Here is a 14726-nt window from a genome sequence, read left to right as displayed (position 1 = left end):
CGGCGATGACCAGCACCTTTATCACCGAGGACCAGCAGGCCCTCGTCGAGGCCACCCTCGACTTCACCCAGGACCACCTCGCCCCGCACGCCCTCGACTGGGACCGCGACAAGCACTTCCCCGTCGACGTGCTGCGCAAGGCCGCCGGACTCGGGCTCGGCGGCGTCTACGTACGTGAGGAGTCCGGCGGTTCCGCCCTCACCCGTTCCGACGGGGTCCTCGTGTTCGAGACCCTCGCCTCCGGCTGCCCGTCCGTCGCCGGCTACCTCTCCATCCACAACATGGTGGCCTGGATGATCGACCACTACGGCGACACGGCGCAGCGGGACCGCTGGCTGCCACGGTTGTGCGCCATGGACGACCTCGCCAGCTACTGCCTCACCGAACCGGGCGCCGGATCGGACGCCGCGGCCCTCACCACCCGGGCCGTCCGGGACGGGGACGACTGGCTGCTCACCGGGGTGAAGCAGTTCATCTCCGGTGCGGGAGCCTCCCGGCTGTACGTGGTGATGGCCCGGACCGGCGGGGCGGGCCCCGACGGCGTGTCCGCGTTCGTCGTCGACAAGGACGACCCCGGAATCTCCTTCGGCCCGAACGAGCGGAAGATGGGCTGGAACGCGCAGCCCACCCGGCAGGTCGTGCTGGACGCCGTCCGCGTTCCCGCCGACCGGCTCCTCGGCCGCGAGGGCCAGGGCTTCCGCATCGCCATGAACGGCCTGAACGGCGGGCGGCTCGGCATCGCCGCCTGCTCCCTCGGCGGCGCCCGCAGCGCCCTCGACCGCAGCCTGGCCCACCTCGCCGACCGGGAGGCGTTCGGCCGACGCCTGCTCGACGCCGAGACGTTGCGCTTCCGCCTCGCCGACATGGCGACCGAGCTCACCGCCGCCCGCGCCCTGGTCCGACAGGCCGCGCAGGCGCTCGACCGGGGCGACCCGCAGGCGCCGTACCTGTGCGCGATGGCGAAGCGGTTCGCCACCGACATCGGCTACTCCGTGGCCGACCGTGCGCTCCAACTGCACGGCGGCTACGGCTACCTCAGCGAGTACGGCATCGAGAAGATCGTCCGCGATCTGCGCGTCCACCAGATCCTGGAAGGAACCAACGAGATCATGCGCGTCATCGTGGCCCGCGGCCTGACGGAGGTGTTCGGATGACCGCCGACGACGCGCCCGTCCTGCTGCACACCGAGGGCCGGGCCGCCCACATCGTCCTCAACCGCCCCCGGGCGCTCAACGCCCTGAACCACACGATGGTCCGTCGCATCGACGCGGCCCTCGCCGCCTGGGAGCACGATCCGGCCGTCGAGACCGTCGTCCTCACCGGCGCGGGCGAACGCGGCCTGTGCGCGGGCGGGGACATCCGCGCCATCCACGACGACGCCCGCGACGGGGACGGCACGGCCTCGGCCGCGTTCTGGCGCGACGAGTACCGACTCGACGCGCGGATCGCCCGCTACCCCAAGCCGTACGTCGCGGTGATGGACGGGATCGTCATGGGCGGCGGCGTCGGCCTCTCCGCGCACGGGAGTGTCCGGATCGCCACCGAGCGGTCAAGGATCGCCATGCCCGAGACGGGCATCGGCTTCGTGCCCGACGTCGGCGGCACCTACCTGCTGGCCCTCGCCCCCGGCGAACTGGGCACCCACCTCGCCCTGACGGGCACGCCCATCGGCGCCGGGGACGCCCTGTTGTGCGGTCTCGCCGACCACTACGTGCCCTCCCACGCCCTGCGGTGCCTGCTGGACGACCTCACCGGGCTCCCCGTACGGGAGGCCCTGGTCCGGCACGTGCAGGAGCCGCCGCAGGGAGAGCTCGCCGCGCGGCGGGAGTGGATCGACGCCTGCTACGGCGCCGACACCGTCGAGGAGATCGTCCACCGGCTGCTCGCGCACGGCGACCCGGTGGCGAAGGAGACGGCCGGGATCCTGCTCACCAAGTCGCCCACCGCCCTCGAGGTCACCCTGGCCGCCCTGCGCCGGGCCCGTCGGCTCGGCCCGCTGGAACGGGTCCTGGAGCAGGAGTACCGCGTCTCCTGCGTGGCTCTGTCGACAGCCGACCTGGTGGAGGGCATCCGGGCCCGGGTCATCGACAAGGACCGCGACCCGCGGTGGACGCCGGCCACCCTCGGTGAGGTCACCGACGCCGACGTCGAGCGCTTCTTCACCCCCCTCGGCGAGCACGCGCTCGGGCTCGCCGGACCCGACAACGCCGTGGAGGTGGCCTGGTGAGCAGGACCGTCGCGTTCATCGGACTCGGACACATGGGCGGCCCCATGGCCGCCAACCTGGTGAGGGCCGGCCACCGGGTGCGCGGGCACGACCTCGTGGCCGCCGCCCTGGACGATGCCGTCGGGGCCGGGGTGGAGCCCGTCGCCTCCGCCGCCGATGCCGTCGCGGACGCCGAGGTGGTCATCAGCATGCTGCCGGCGGGCCGTCACGTCCTCGGCCTCTACGACGAACTCCTGGCGGCGGCCCGTCCCGGCACCCTCTTCGTCGACTGCTCCACCATCGACGTCGCCGACGCCCGCACCGCCCACGAGCGGGCCGTCGCCGCGGGCATGCGCGCCCTGGACGCCCCGGTGTCCGGCGGCGTGATGGGCGCCGAGGGCGCCACACTGACCTTCATGGCGGGCGGGGGAGAGGCGGAGTTCGACGAGGCACTGCCCCTGCTGGAGACGATGGGGAAGAAGGCCGTCCACTGCGGTGGCGCCGGTGCCGGACAGGCTGCCAAGATCTGCAACAACATGATCCTCGGCGTCTCCATGATCGCCGTCAGCGAGGCGTTCGTCCTCGGGGAGAGCCTCGGACTGTCCCATCAGGCGTTGTACGACGTCGCCTCGACGGCCTCCGGGCAGTGCTGGGCGCTCAGCGTCAACTGCCCGGTGCCCGGCCCCGTGCCGACCAGTCCGGCCAACCGGGAATACCGGCCGGGCTTCGCCGCCTCCCTGATGGCCAAGGACCTCGGCCTGGCCGCCAACGCCGCCCGCGCGGGCGGCGTGCACGCGGAACTCGGCCTGCGGGCCGCTGAGTTGTACGCCGCCTACGCCGAACGGGCCGGTGCCGCGGAGGACTTCTCCGGCATCGTACGAACGATCAGGAACGACGACGGAGGACGGACGTGACCACCGAACCGACGCAGGAGTACGAGACGATCCTCGTCGAACGCAGGGGCCGCACCGCCCTGCTCACCCTCAACCGCCCGCACGCCCTCAACGCACTGAACCTCCAGGTCATGAACGACGTGGTGGCCGCCGCCGAGGAACTGGACAGGGACCCCGACTGCGGCTGTGTCGTGATCACCGGGTCGGCGAAGGCGTTCGCGGCCGGGGCCGACATCAAGGAGATGCGACCCCACGACTACATGGACATGTATCTCGCGGACTGGTTCGCCGCCTGGGACCGGCTCGGACAGCTGCGCACACCGACGGTCGCGGCCGTGTCCGGGTACGCGCTGGGCGGTGGCTGCGAGCTCGCGATGCTCTGCGACATCCTGATCGCCGCCGACACCGCCGTCTTCGGTCAGCCCGAGATCAAGCTCGGCGTGATCCCCGGCATCGGCGGCTCGCAACGCCTGACCAGGGCGGTGGGCAAGGCCAAGGCCATGGACATGTGTCTGACCGGGCGCACCATGGACGCCGCCGAGGCCGATCGCGCCGGGCTGGTCTCCCGGGTCGTGCCCGCCGGTGAACTGCTCGGCGAGGCCCTCGCGGTCGCCGACACCGTCGCCGGCATGTCGCTGCCGGTGGCGATGATGGCGAAGGAGGCCGTCGGCCGGGCCCACGAGACGACCCTCGCCGAGGGCGTCCGCTTCGAGCGCCGCCTCTTCCACGCGGTGTTCGCGACTGCCGACCAGAAGGAGGGCATGGGCGCCTTCGTCGACAAACGGCCGCCCGCGTTCCGTCACCGCTGACGCCGGGCGGGCCGGGGAGGGAAGCCGCACGGCTCCCTCCCCGGCCCGCCGCTGCCGCTGTCAGGACGTGGTGAGCTCCTCGCGCACCGTGCGGGCTGCGGCGACCAGGTTCTCCAGCGAGGCCCGGGTCTCGGTCCAGCCGCGGGTCTTCAGACCGCAGTCGGGGTTGACCCAGAGCCGTTCGGCGGGGATGGCCCTCAGGCCGGTGCGCAGCAGCTCCGCCGCCTCCCCGGCGCTCGGGACGCGGGGCGAGTGGATGTCGTAGACGCCCGGTCCCGCCTCGCGCGGGTAGCCGTGGGCGGCCAGTTCACGGGCGACCTGCATGTGGGAGCGGGCTGCCTCCAGGCTGATGACGTCGGCGTCGAGGTCGTCGATGGCCTGGACGATGTCGCCGAACTCGGCGTAGCACATGTGGGTGTGGATCTGGGTGGCCGGGCGCACTCCGCCGGTGCTGAGCCGGAATGCCTCGGTGGCCCACGCCAGGTACTCCGCCCGGTCGGACGCCCGCAGCGGGAGGGTCTCGCGCAGGGCGGGCTCGTCGACCTGGATCACCGAGGTCCCGGCGGTCTCCAGGTCCTTCACCTCGTCGCGCAGGGCGAGGGCGACCTGCCGGGCGGTGTCGCCGAGCGGCTGGTCGTCGCGGACGAAGGACCAGGCGAGCATGGTGACCGGTCCGGTGAGCATGCCCTTGACGGGCCGGCCGGTCAGGGACTGCGCGTAGGCCGTCCAGCGGACGGTCATGGGCGCGGGACGGGAGATGTCACCGGCGAGGATCGGCGGGCGGACGTAGCGGGTGCCGTAGGACTGGACCCAGCCGTGCTGCGTGGCGAGGTAGCCGCTGAGCTGCTCGGCGAAGTACTGCACCATGTCGTTGCGTTCGGCCTCGCCGTGCACCAGGACGTCGAGTCCGGTCTTCTCCTGGAAGGAGACGACCTCCTGGATCTCCGCCCTGACGCGTTCCTCGTAGCCTGCGGTGTCGATGCGGCCGGTGCGCAGGTCGGCGCGTGCGGTGCGCAGTTCGCCGGTCTGCGGGAAGGAGCCGATGGTGGTCGTCGGCAGCAGGGGCAGGCCGAGGTGGGCCCGCTGGGCCGCGGCCCGTTCGGAATACGGCTGGCAGCGGCGGGCGTCGGCCCCCGTGACCGCGGCGGCGCGGGCCCGTACGGCAGGGTCGTGCGTGATCGGTGAACTCGCACGGGACGCCAGATCGGCCCGGTTGGCGGCGAGTTCCGCGGCGATCGCGCCGGTGCCCCGGGCGAGCCCCCTGGCGAGGGTGGTGACCTCGGCGGTCTTCTGACGGGCGAAGGCGAGCCAGCGCAGGAGCTGCGGTTCGATGTCCCGTTCGGCAGCCGCGTCCAGCGGTACGTGGATCAGGGAGCAGGAGGCGGCCACATCGACCCGGTCGGCCAGTCCGAGCAGGGTGCCCAGGACGGCAAGGGACTTCTCCAGGTCGTCGACCCAGATGTTGCGGCCGTTGACCACCCCCGCCACCAGGCGTTTGCCGGGCAGCCCGCCGACGGCGGCGAGGGCGTCCAGGTTCGCCGCCGCCGTGTCCGTGAAGTCCAGGGCGAGCCCTTCCACCGGGGCCTCGGCCAGGACGGGCAGGGCGTCGCCGAGCCGGTCGAAGTACGAGGCGACCAGCAGCTTGGGCCGGTCGGTGAGCGTGCCGAGGGCGTGGTAGGCGCGCGCGGCGGCGTCCAGTTCCGCCGGGGTGCGGTCCTGGACGAGGGCCGGCTCGTCCAGCTGGACCCATTCCGCGCCCGCCGCTCGCAGATCGGCGAGGACTTCGGCGTACACCGGCAGCAGACGGTCGAGGAGGGTGATCGGCTCGAAGTCCGCGGGCACACCCGGGGCGGGTTTGGCGAGGAGGAGGTAGGTGACCGGGCCGACCAGCACCGGACGTGCGGTCAGCCCCAGGGCGAGGGCTTCCCGCAGCTCGGCGACCTGCTTGGTGGAGTCGGCGGTGAACACGGTGTCCGGGCCCAGTTCGGGGACGAGGTAGTGGTAGTTCGTGTCAAACCACTTGGTCATCTCCAGGGGCGCGACGTCCTGGGTGCCGCGTGCCATGGCGAAGTAGCCGTCCAGGGTGTCCGTCTCGACGGCGTCCCGGTGGCGTGCGGGGATCGCGCCGACCATGACGGTGGTGTCGAGGACGTGGTCGTAGCAGGAGAAGTCGCCGGTCGGCACTTCCCGGATGCCCGCCCCGGCGAGCTGCCGCCAGTTGGCGGCGCGCAGTTCGGCGGCGGTGGACCGGAGGGCGTCGGCGGTGACGCGGCCCTTCCAGTAGCCCTCGATCGCCTTCTTCAGTTCCCGGTCCGGGCCCTGGCGGGGGTAGCCGTACACGGTGGCCCGTGCTGCCGCGGCTGCGGTCTCGGTGGTCACGGAGATCTCCTTCGCGAGATGAATCCCTGAGATCCCGGAGACGGGACGAGGACGCGAAGGGGTGACGGACCGGACGGCGACGACCCCGCGCGCCACGGCGTGCGGTCGTTCGTCCGATATGTACGCCGACCCGCCCACGAGGTCACCGGGATGTCCGCGCACGAGTCGATCGTGTGCGGGCAGTTGGCAGGTCTTCGGACTCGCGGGCACGCCTCGTGTCGTACGAGGCACCTAATGGCCGTCGCTTCCCAGGCCCTGTTCGTCGGACCCAGTGCGTATGACGGCGGTCGTTCCCGCTCACCGCTGCGGGGCAGTCCCGGATTCCCACCGGGTTCCCTCTTGCGACGCTTCCCGCCTGGCTGACGGGGCGAACCAGCTGCGCGGCCAGCCTAGAGGGTGGCGCGGTCCGGCGGGGCCCGTCGTCCACGATCCGGATGGTGAGCTGGGACACGGACGGTGCGGCGGACCCGGGTGCGGCCCGACCGGTCCGCGGGGCTCGACGGGCCCGGCCGGCCGGACGTGTCACGGACGCGTCGCGCGTCGCCGGTTCACCGCGAACGGGCGAGCCGGAACCCCAGGTCGTCGATGCGGAACGTGGGGTGGCTCCTGCGGCGGCACGAGGCACGGCACGCGCGCGGGTGGTCGTACGCGCCCCCGCCCCGGAACACGCGGTAGGCGCCGTAGACCCGCGGGTCGTAGAGGTCCCAGCACCATTCCCAGACATTGCCGATCATGTCGTGGAGTCCCCACGCGTTCGGCATCCGGCCGGCGACATCGTGGACCGCGTCACCGGAGTTGCCCCGGTACCAGGCGATCTCGTCGAGTTCCCCGTGACGCACGCCGGACGTCCCGGCCCGGCACGCGTACTCCCACTCGGCCTCGGACGGCAGCCGGTACCCGTCCGCCTCCCAGTCGCACACCACGTCGAGACCGTCGGGGTCCTCGCCGATCGTGTAGCAAAGAGCCAGACCCGTCATCAGCGAGAGCCGGTTGCAGAAGCGGACGGCGTCCAGCCAGGAGACCTCCGTCACCGGGGTGCGCGCCCCGGCCGGGCCCGCGGTGGGCTCCTCGTCCCGAACGGCGAGGTAGAGCTCGCGGGTCACGGGACACGGCGCCAGCCGGAAGGCCCCGACCTGGACGTCCCACTCCGTTCGCGTGCCCTCGTCGCGCAGGACGATCGTTCCGGCGGGGATGTCCCGCATGGCCTCGGCGGTCGCCCGTCCGAGTCCCGGCTCAGTCCGCAAGGCGGCTCCTCGTGTGCTCCGACGCCCCGGGCGCCGGTCTCGCGCGGCGGCCCGCGAGGCCCCTCGGCGTCCCGGGGAACCGGCCCCGGCGGCAGGTTCGCGCGAACGGGCGATGATACCGGGGTACCGGTCGACACCATGCCGCCGCAGGGGACTTCGGGGTTCCGGACGACCGCCTCACGCACCGGCCGTCCGGCCGAGGGGAGTGGCACGGCCTGCCCGAGGGGCCCCGGGCGGACCCTACGCCCCGGCCGTACCGGTCGCGATGTCCAGCCGGTGGGCCGGCGGGTGCTCGATCGGGAGATCGGGGCGCCAGGCCGCGAGAACCTGCGCGGAGGGGTCGAAGAGTTCCTTCGGCAGCGCGTCGGGCTCGGTCCACTGCCAGGTGCTGATGAGGTGGGGCTCGGTCACCCGTGGTTGCGTCGATTCCACCGTCACCAGGGCCGCCATCGACACCCGGTTGATCCCCGCGACGACGTCGTGGAGCATGGCGAAGACGGTCACGTCGGCCTCGTCCACCTCCAGGCCCGTCTCCTCGCGGAGTTCGCGGACGGCCGCCGCGGCGACGGATTCGTGCGTCGGATCGACCTTGCCGCCGGGAAGTTCCCAGGTTCCGATGCGGTGCCTGCCCAGCAGTACCCGTCCTCGGTCGTCCTGCACGATGACACCCACCCCGAGCGCCGCCTGCGCCACCGGCGGGCGGGCGTTGCGGGGGAGGGGATCGACGGGGGCGGCGTGCATGGTGCTCCTTGCGGTCGGGCGCGGGGTGTCACGGGTCACGGCCCCACGGCGTCCGCGGGCCGGACCCGCGGCCAAGCCTACGTACCCCGCGGCGGCGCGCGCCGGCCGGTCGGCCGGGACGCACCGGCGGGGAGCCGCGTGCGTCGGCGCGCCGGTGCGTGCGGTCCACCGGCCCGGCGCCTCAGACGGTCAGCCGCAGCGAGATGTCCGCGATGCCCAGCCGCACGCTCTGACCCCAGGTCAGTTCCAGCGCGTCCGCCTCCATCCCGTCGCCGAAGGCCACCACGCGGTCGGACTCGGCAGTGAGCCTCAGCCCCTGTCCGTGCCCCAGCTCACCGGAGACCAGCGAGGTGCCGGTCGCCGGTGACGGCCATGCCTCCCGGACGAACCAGAGCAGCCGCGCATCGGTGGGCCCCGGCAGCCGCAGGTCGCTGCGGCGCTCCTGCCACAGCGAGCGGAGCCAGCCCGTGGCGCCGGTGCCGGTGCCGACCAGGACGCCCGAGGATGCCTGCGCCTCGGTGGGTGTGTCGGGTGCGTCGAGGCCGAGCCGGTAGCGGGCGGTCTGGTGGCCGGGCGGGCCCAGGTAGATCTCGTTGAGGGCGAGGAGGCGCTGGGTGTCGTCGGCGACCGCCTCGACCATGGTGAGCTCGTCCGTCGTGCCGCCCGGCCCTGCGGCGGAGCGCAGCAGTGCCGCCGCGGCGGACGGCCGGTGGCGGACCAGCACCCCCGGATTGCGTCCGGGGTCGGTGTCGATGCCCACGACGGGCTGACCGGACAGGTACTTGGCGGCGTTGGCGACCAGACCGTCCTGCCCGACGACCACCACCACGTCCTCGGGCCCGAACAGGAAGCGGTCGAGATCGGCGCGCTCCACCCGGGACTGACGCCACTGCAGCGGCACGGCCGCCGCCACGTCGGCGAGCGCCTGCCGGGCGTGCCGGTGCCGTTCCACCACCTGCTCGATGGACCGGCCGCGGCTGGAGAGGAAGAACGCCGCCTGACCGTGGGTGCCGTGCCGGGCCAGCAGTTCCTCGTACTCCGTGGTGCGGTGCACCAGCACGGCGCGCGGGGCCAGACTCATGCCCGCGAACCCGGGCCGGTCCTGCCGAGCCTGCCGAGCAGGTCCGTGAGGACGTCGGGGGAGAGGGTGAGGCTGTCGATGCGCGGCAGGTTCTCCGCCAGCCTGGTCGCCGTCAGGGCGTGCAGCGTCTCGGGGGCCACCTCGCCGTGCACCCGCAGCCAGGCCGCCTGGGCCTCCGCGCGGGCGGCGCCGACCTCGCGCGCGGCCTCGGCCTCCGCGCGGGCGAGTTGCACGGTGCGGGCCGCCTCGGCCTCCGCGCGCACGCGGTCGGCAGCGGCTTTCTCCTCGGCCTCGCGCCGGGAGTTGGTACCGCGCTGCTCGACCAACTGCTCCTCGCGCCGCGCCAGTTCGATCTGGCTGGCCAGCTCGTTCTCGGCGATGGCCCGTTCCCGCTCCACGGCCACGGCGCGGCGTTCGTAGGTGGCCCGGTCGGCCTCCTGCTGGATCTGTTCGCGGGCGGGCGTGCGCAGGGCGCGTTCCACCTCGGCCTCGGGGCGGATCGCGACCACCCGAACCGCGACCACGTCGATGCCGGTGGCGGGCAGCCGTGGCTCTGCGGCGAGCCCGGTCGCCACGCGGTCGCGCACTGCCGCCACGCCGTCGACCAGGGCCTCGGCCAGCGGCGTCCGGGCCAGTACGTCCAGGGTGTGCTGCTGGGCGGTCTCGGTGAGCAGGGTGGCGATCTGCTCCAGCGGCGCGCCGCGCCAGACCCCGGTGTCCGGGTCGACGGAGAAGTCGAGACGGGCGGCCGCCTCGGCGGGGTCACTGATCCGGTACGTCACGGTGGCCTGCACGGTGACGTCCTGGAAGTCCGAGGTGCGCGCGTGGAAGGCCATGGCCAACTCGCGGTCGTTGACAGGGACTTCGGAGAGCGCGGCGGTCAGGGACCGGTACCAGAAGCTCAGCCCCGGTCCGTCGTGGGCGAGCCGGCCGCGCTTGTGGTGGCGGATGTGGGCGGTGGGTGCGGAGCGCAGGTGGCGCCAGCCGAAGCGCTGGGTGATGTCGGCCATGAGGGCCCCCTTCTTCTCGTCATGAAGACGATAAAGGGGGTGGGTTGATATCGTCAAGTAGACGAAAATGGGTGGGCCGGGCGCGATCGGTGGATGCCGGGCGGTGCGGGCGCGGTCATCCGTCCCGCGCGGCGAGGAACCTGGCCGGCGCCTCGCCGCCGCCGTGCACCGCCAGATCGGCGCCGTTGACGTACCGGGACAGGCCGCCCGCCAGGTACAGGCAGGCGTGTGCCACGTCGCCGGGCACGGCGAGCCGGCGCATCGGGATCACCTCGGCGACCGCGGCGCCCCCGTCCGCCCCGTACACCGCTGCCGCGTTCTCGGTGCGGATCGGTCCCGTCGTGATGTGGTTGACGCGTACTCGCGGTGCCCACTCCAGGGCGAGGGCACGAGTCAGCGCCAGCAGCCCGCCCTTCGCCGCGGTGTAGGCGGCCGTGCCCGGCTGTGGGGTGTGGGCCGAGACGCTGCCGATGTTGATGATCGAGCCGCCCTCGGGGTCTTCCCGCATGACCCGGTTGGCGGCCTGTGCCACGTAGAACGGCGCCAGCAGGTTGAGTGCGACGATCTTCTCGACGAACCGGGGCGACACGGTTGCCGCGTCGGCGTCGGGCGAGCCGCCCGCGTTGTTGACGAGCACGTCCAGCCGTCCGAGGCGCTCCACCGCCGCGTCGACCAGGGGGTGCGCGGCCCCCGGATCGCGCACATCGGCCCGGTGGAAGTGTGCGTACCGGCCGCCGCCGTGCGGGAGCCGTGCGGGCTCGTTGCGACCGCACACCAGTACCCGTGCGCCGGCGGCCAGGAACGCCTCGGCGATTCCGGCGCCGATGCCCTTGGTGCCGCCGGTGACGATCACTGCCCGTCCGGTGAGATCGAGGGGGGCGTCGATGTCCATGGTCCGTCTCCGTCCGTGCCGCGGGGCCCGCCGATCGGAGCGTCAATCTACCAAGCGCTTGTTCGGTGAACCAGGGCAGGGAAACGGGCGGTCGGCGACTCCCGAAGGAGCCGTCGACCGCCCGGCCGGCATGCCGCCCCCGTCCCCACGGTGCGGCACCCACGGGCCGGCGTCATCCGCTCGGACGACGGCCCGCGTCTGTCAGGACCGCGGCGCCGGGGCGCCCAGTCCGAGTGCGGGGAGGACGGTGTGTTCCACGAAGCGGATGAGGTACGTCTCGTCCGCGTACTTCCCCTCCAGCAGCGGCCGGGCCCGCAGCACGCCCAGCAGTTGCACCGGGACGAACTCCGCCGCCGGGGAGTCCGCCGGGATCTCGCCGCGCTCCGCGCCGCGCCGGACCATCGCCTCGATCGTCGCGGTCTCCGGCAGGATCAGCGACTCGCGCAGCGCGCACATCAGCTCGGGGCTCTGCAGTGCGGCATGGCCGAGTGCGTGCATCAGGGGGATGTCGCGTCCCGAACCCGCCCCGATGGCCCGTGCCGCCTCGCGCAGGTCCCCCGCCAGTGTGCCGGTGTCGATGTGCGGGAGCATCGCGCTCCGGGTGCCGTGGAGCGCCGCCGTGACCAGTTCGGGTTTCGACCCCCATTGCCGGTAGAGCGTGGACTTGCCGCAGCGCGTCCGTGCGGCCACCCCCTCCATGGTGAGGGCCTCGTAGCCGGACTCCCTCAGTATGTCGAGCACGGCCGTGTAGAACTCCTGCGCCCGCTCCGGGGTGATCTTCGAGCGGCGCGATGTGTGTGCCGGTTCGTGCGCGGTGTCCTGCGGCGACATGCGTCCTCCCTCTCGGCGATTCTGCGGCGAGGTCCATCGATACGCCAGTGTACCGAAACGCACATGTACCGATACGGGAACGTATCGGTACACTGGCGTATCGATTCGGCATGGACTGGACCATGTCGCCGTACACAGTGGTTCGTCAGCAGAGGGGCATCGGGTGATGCACGCCGGTAACGCGTCCGCGGGCCGGGAGCGGGACGGCTCCGCCCGACCGCCCCTGGTCCGCGAGCTCCTTCTCGTCGTCGGACTCTTCGCGATCTACAAGTTCGGCCGACGTGCGGCGAACGGCCACACCGAGGAGGCGTATCGCAACGCCGACGGCGTCTGGGCCTTCGAACGGGCCGTGCACCTGCCCGGCGAGGGCGCGGTGCAGAGCATGCTGCTGCACGGGGACACGCTGATTCACCTCGCCAACACCTACTACGCGGTCGTGCACTTCCCGGCCACTCTGCTCTTCCTCGTGTGGCTCTATTGGCGCCGCCCGCGCCACTACGTGTGGTCGCGCCGCATCCTCGCCGCGCTCACCGGCGCGGCCCTCGCTCTCCATCTGCTGTTCCCGCTCGCCCCGCCCCGGCTGCTGGCGGCCACCGGGCTCGTCGACACCGGCCAGGTGTACGGGCCGACGGTGTACGGGGCGAAGCCCGCGACCGACTCGATGGCGAACCAGTTCGCCGCGATGCCCTCGCTGCACTTCGGCTGGGCGGTGATGGTCGCCGTCGGCCTGATCGTCGCCACCCGCACCCGGTGGCGCTGGCTGTGGCTGCTGCACCCCGCCGTCACACTCCTGGTGATAGTCGGCACGGCCAACCACTACTGGCTCGACTCGATCGTGGTCGCCGCCCTTCTCGCCGTGGCGTTCGCGGCACTGTCGCTGCGGAGCGCGGAGCCGGTGCGCGGCCACCGTCCTCGGCCCGCGACGGGGACCCGGGCCACGGGACACCCGTATGCACCGGCCGCCCACGGCGTGCCGCTGGCCCGTGCCGAGTCCCACCACACCTCGTCCGGAGTCCGGCGATGAACGGCACCCCGATCGCCGTCGCGCTGTCGCTGGTCTCCTCCGCCGCGTATGCCTCGGCGGCCGTGGCGCAGGCCCGGCTCGCGGCCCGCACCGTCCCGGGCGCCGGATTCCTGCGCCTGCTCGGGCGCGGTGCCTGGTGGTCGGCGGTGGGTCTGAACGCGGGCGGGGCCCTGCTGCACGCCGCGGCACTCGCGTACGGTCCGCTCATGCTCGTCCAGCCGCTCGGGGCGCTCACCCTGGTCGCCGCCGTCCCGCTGGGCGCGCGGGCCGCGGGACGGCGGGTCACCGGCATCGAGTGGCGCGGCACGGTCCTGACGCTGCTCGGCCTCGGCGCCCTGCTGACGGCCGTGGGCGGCACGGTCCCGCACGAGACCCTCAGCCTGCCCGAGGCGCTGGCCGTCGGCGCCGCGACCGCGGTCGTCGTCGCCGGACTCGGGCGCCCGGGAGCGCGTCCCGGTCTGCGGCACGCCGCCGCCTCCGGTATCGCCTCCGGGGTCGCCTCCGCGCTCACCCAGACCCTGACCGTCTCCGTCACCGACCGCACCGGGCCGCTGTTCAGCCGGCGCCTGGTGGTGGTCGCGGTGCTCGTGTCCGCGTTCGCCCTGGGCGGGCTGCTGCTCTCGCAGACCGCCTACCGGGGCGGTCTGGGCGCGCCGTTGGCCGTGGTCACCCTCGTCAACCCGGTGGCCGCGGCGGTCATCGGACTGGTACTGCTCGGCGAACACCTCCCGGGCGGCACGATCGGCCTGCTCCCGGCCTTGCTGGGCACGGCCGCGGCGGTACGCGGAGTGGTGCTGCTGTGCCGCGCGCAGGCGGCGACCATGACCCTCGCCCAACGGTCCGCGCCCCGGCCGCCCGAACCCCGGGGCGGGGGCGGTCCACGCTCGCGGATCGTGGCCGCGGACCGGGTGCCGACGGACCGGTCGGCCCGGCGGCCCGAACCGGAACGGGAAGCCGTGCCGGTGGGCGGATAGCGGCGGGCAGGGGCGGCGCCCGCCCCGGCAGCGGGGCGGGGCCTCAGACGCTTTCCGGCCCCGGTGTTCCGTCCTCGGCCAGGGCCCGTGTCAGCCAGCCGATCCAGAAACTCTCCAGATCGATCCCGCCGCGCAGCACCAGATGCCGCAACCGGTCCTGCTCGGAGTTCCGCTCGGGCGGGAAGTCCCGCTCCTCGATCTCCAGATACTCGGCCAACTGCCGCCGGTGCAGTTCCAGATGGCGGTGCAGCTCCGCGTCCAGGCCGGGGGCCCCGACGACCGCCGCCGCCCGGATCCGCAGCAGCAGCGGATCACGGACCTGCTTGGGATCCTCGGATCGGGCGACCCAGTCCGACAGCGCCTCCCGGCCCGCGGGCAGCACCTCGTACTCCTTCTTCCCGCCGCGGGCGGACGGTTCGGACGGCAGCGCGCGGATCTGCCCGGCCTGTTCCAGCTTCCCCAGCTCCCGGTAGATCTGCTGGTGCGTGGCGGACCAGAAGTAGCCGATCGACCGGTCGAACCGGCGGGTCAGCTCCAGCCCCGACGAGGGCTTTTCGAGCAGGGCGGTGAGGATCGCGTGGGGGAGTGACATGGGCTGCATCCTAGGGAGGGCCGGGCGACGGGCCTGCCGGCCGGGGAGTT

Annotated in this window: 14 protein-coding genes and 1 riboswitch; of the genes, 6 read left to right on the top strand and 8 right to left on the bottom strand. The window is 73.3% G+C overall.

What is annotated here, in order from left to right:
- The first annotated feature begins 5 nt into the window (after positions 1-5).
- From ACFC79_RS23360 to ACFC79_RS23345, 4 genes are read left to right on the top strand one after another with little or no spacing between them, the layout of a single operon-like run.
- A complete protein-coding gene (locus ACFC79_RS23360) occupies positions 6-1154 on the top strand; it encodes an acyl-CoA dehydrogenase family protein (RefSeq protein WP_376243049.1) in 1149 nt (382 codons plus the stop codon).
- A complete protein-coding gene (locus ACFC79_RS23355) occupies positions 1151-2227 on the top strand; it encodes an enoyl-CoA hydratase/isomerase family protein (RefSeq protein WP_376243047.1) in 1077 nt (358 codons plus the stop codon). The genes ACFC79_RS23360 and ACFC79_RS23355 overlap by 4 nt, the downstream gene beginning before the upstream one ends.
- Entirely contained in the window at positions 2224-3120 is an 897-nt protein-coding gene (gene mmsB / locus ACFC79_RS23350; protein WP_376243045.1) for a 3-hydroxyisobutyrate dehydrogenase, read from the top strand. The genes ACFC79_RS23355 and mmsB overlap by 4 nt, the downstream gene beginning before the upstream one ends.
- On the top strand, positions 3117-3908 hold the full coding sequence (locus tag ACFC79_RS23345; protein WP_376243043.1) for an enoyl-CoA hydratase: 792 nt from the start codon (positions 3117-3119) through the stop codon (positions 3906-3908). Before mmsB ends, ACFC79_RS23345 begins: the two co-directional genes overlap by 4 nt.
- Positions 3909-3968: 60 nt before the next feature.
- On the opposite strand, the gene metE is transcribed toward ACFC79_RS23345, so the two are convergent.
- The 7 genes from metE to ACFC79_RS23310 form a co-directional block, all read right to left on the bottom strand.
- A complete protein-coding gene (gene metE / locus ACFC79_RS23340) occupies positions 3969-6287 on the bottom strand; it encodes a 5-methyltetrahydropteroyltriglutamate--homocysteine S-methyltransferase (protein WP_376243041.1) in 2319 nt (772 codons plus the stop codon).
- 167 nt (positions 6288-6454) lie between these two features.
- Positions 6455-6679, bottom strand: a riboswitch (cobalamin riboswitch).
- Positions 6680-6835: 156 nt separating this feature from the next.
- Positions 6836-7489, bottom strand: coding sequence for a formylglycine-generating enzyme family protein (locus ACFC79_RS23335; protein WP_376243248.1), 654 nt, complete (start codon positions 7487-7489; stop codon positions 6836-6838).
- A gap of 282 nt (positions 7490-7771) precedes the next feature.
- Positions 7772-8272 carry an NUDIX hydrolase gene (locus ACFC79_RS23330; RefSeq protein WP_376243039.1) on the bottom strand — a complete coding sequence of 167 codons (501 nt, stop codon included), beginning with the start codon at positions 8270-8272 and terminating at the stop codon, positions 7772-7774.
- A gap of 181 nt (positions 8273-8453) precedes the next feature.
- Entirely contained in the window at positions 8454-9353 is a 900-nt protein-coding gene (locus ACFC79_RS23325) for a hypothetical protein (RefSeq protein WP_376243037.1), read from the bottom strand.
- Positions 9350-10363 carry an SPFH domain-containing protein gene (locus tag ACFC79_RS23320; protein ID WP_376243035.1) on the bottom strand — a complete coding sequence of 338 codons (1014 nt, stop codon included), beginning with the start codon at positions 10361-10363 and terminating at the stop codon, positions 9350-9352. Before ACFC79_RS23320 ends, ACFC79_RS23325 begins: the two co-directional genes overlap by 4 nt.
- A 115-nt stretch (positions 10364-10478) precedes the next feature.
- Positions 10479-11255, bottom strand: a complete 777-nt coding sequence (locus ACFC79_RS23315) for an SDR family oxidoreductase (protein WP_376243033.1) — start codon at positions 11253-11255, stop codon at positions 10479-10481.
- A 201-nt stretch (positions 11256-11456) separates the two neighbouring features.
- Complete coding sequence (locus tag ACFC79_RS23310) at positions 11457-12086, bottom strand: TetR/AcrR family transcriptional regulator (RefSeq protein WP_376243031.1); 630 nt, start codon at positions 12084-12086, stop codon at positions 11457-11459.
- Between the two features lie 166 nt (positions 12087-12252).
- Between ACFC79_RS23310 and ACFC79_RS23305 the strand changes: the two genes are divergently transcribed.
- Positions 12253-13110, top strand: a complete 858-nt coding sequence (locus tag ACFC79_RS23305) for a phosphatase PAP2 family protein (RefSeq protein WP_376243029.1) — start codon at positions 12253-12255, stop codon at positions 13108-13110.
- Positions 13107-14084: a hypothetical protein gene (locus ACFC79_RS23300; RefSeq protein WP_376243027.1), complete on the top strand. Its 978-nt coding sequence runs from the start codon at positions 13107-13109 to the stop codon at positions 14082-14084. Before ACFC79_RS23305 ends, ACFC79_RS23300 begins: the two co-directional genes overlap by 4 nt.
- A gap of 43 nt (positions 14085-14127) precedes the next feature.
- Here ACFC79_RS23300 and ACFC79_RS23295 read toward each other — a convergent pair whose 3' ends face one another.
- Entirely contained in the window at positions 14128-14676 is a 549-nt protein-coding gene (locus tag ACFC79_RS23295; protein ID WP_376243025.1) for a PadR family transcriptional regulator, read from the bottom strand.
- Positions 14677-14726 lie beyond the last annotated feature (50 nt).

This window comes from Streptomyces sp. NPDC056061 (genome assembly GCF_042266885.1).
GTDB lineage: Bacteria > Actinomycetota > Actinomycetes > Streptomycetales > Streptomycetaceae > Streptomyces.
The sequence above is the reverse complement of the archived record's forward strand: the minus strand, read 5'-3'. Positions and strand labels throughout refer to the sequence as shown.

Excerpts from the sequence above, each read along its gene's own strand:
- ACFC79_RS23330 (WP_376243039.1), bottom strand. The coding sequence starts at position 8,272 with ATGCACGCCGCCCCCGTCGATCCCCTCCCCCGCAACGCCCGCCCGCCG.
- ACFC79_RS23355 (WP_376243047.1), top strand. The coding sequence starts at position 1,151 with ATGACCGCCGACGACGCGCCCGTCCTGCTGCACACCGAGGGCCGGGCC.
- ACFC79_RS23295 (WP_376243025.1), bottom strand. The coding sequence starts at position 14,676 with ATGTCACTCCCCCACGCGATCCTCACCGCCCTGCTCGAAAAGCCCTCG.
- ACFC79_RS23305 (WP_376243029.1), top strand. The coding sequence starts at position 12,253 with ATGCACGCCGGTAACGCGTCCGCGGGCCGGGAGCGGGACGGCTCCGCC.
- ACFC79_RS23325 (WP_376243037.1), bottom strand. The coding sequence starts at position 9,353 with ATGAGTCTGGCCCCGCGCGCCGTGCTGGTGCACCGCACCACGGAGTAC.
- ACFC79_RS23320 (WP_376243035.1), bottom strand. The coding sequence starts at position 10,363 with ATGGCCGACATCACCCAGCGCTTCGGCTGGCGCCACCTGCGCTCCGCA.
- ACFC79_RS23310 (WP_376243031.1), bottom strand. The coding sequence starts at position 12,086 with ATGTCGCCGCAGGACACCGCGCACGAACCGGCACACACATCGCGCCGC.
- ACFC79_RS23360 (WP_376243049.1), top strand. The coding sequence starts at position 6 with ATGACCAGCACCTTTATCACCGAGGACCAGCAGGCCCTCGTCGAGGCC.
- ACFC79_RS23300 (WP_376243027.1), top strand. The coding sequence starts at position 13,107 with ATGAACGGCACCCCGATCGCCGTCGCGCTGTCGCTGGTCTCCTCCGCC.
- ACFC79_RS23315 (WP_376243033.1), bottom strand. The coding sequence starts at position 11,255 with ATGGACATCGACGCCCCCCTCGATCTCACCGGACGGGCAGTGATCGTC.
- ACFC79_RS23335 (WP_376243248.1), bottom strand. The coding sequence starts at position 7,489 with ATGCGGGACATCCCCGCCGGAACGATCGTCCTGCGCGACGAGGGCACG.